The organism is Myxococcus vastator (assembly GCF_010894475.1).
GTDB classification, from domain to species: Bacteria; Myxococcota; Myxococcia; order Myxococcales; family Myxococcaceae; genus Myxococcus; species Myxococcus vastator.
On sequence record NZ_JAAIYB010000945.1, the window covers coordinates 1 to 624 of the forward strand.

Sequence of the window (624 nt, forward strand, 5' to 3'; positions counted from 1 at the left end):
AAGTAGGCCAACTCGAGTGCTTCCAAGATGTGCTTCTAATGCCCTCATTGCTTCGTCGCCTTCACATCCACCCGCCGAACTAGTTCTGTGATGGATGGGCGGTCGCTCTCGGTGGGGGCACTGCGCTCAGTGAAGAACTTTTGGAACCACTCGTCTAGTTTCTTTCCTCGCCGTTGTTTGAAGTCTTGATAGTTTTTCTGTTCGAGTGCGAAGATGGTTTTGTTTTCAAGTCCATGGCTTTGAAGGACGTCAACCGAGGCGCTGTGTAGTCTGTTTATTTTTTTTCGGTCAGACAGGATTAGTCGCATCACGACGGAGTTCTCTGTGTTCGGGATGGTCTGATAGAGGCCGCCAATTTTTTTATCATCGAGCAGTGTGCGAAGTTGCTCGACGCGAAGCGTCTCGCCCGTTTCTGGATCTTTAGGACCAAGATGGGCCATGGCTATTGCGCACAGTCTTGCTTCGGCGTTTCGCCCGGACGACCAAATGGTCGATGCGCCTGGGAAATCCTCAGGTTTGGGGCGCGCTACGGTCAAGAGTAGCTTTTCGACTGAGTCGAATTCGTTGTCGCTTATCAATGATTGAAGTTCATGCACGCTTGCGTCGCTGCTGTTGGTGTGCGTG

The 624-nt window shown here is 51.6% G+C and carries 1 protein-coding gene; it reads right to left on the reverse strand.

Annotation, left to right across the window (positions count from 1 at the left end):
- Positions 1-44: 44 nt before the first annotated feature.
- Positions 45-624 (reverse strand): hypothetical protein (locus G4D87_RS38475; RefSeq protein WP_163787678.1); only part of this gene is annotated, 580 nt, incomplete at its 5' end.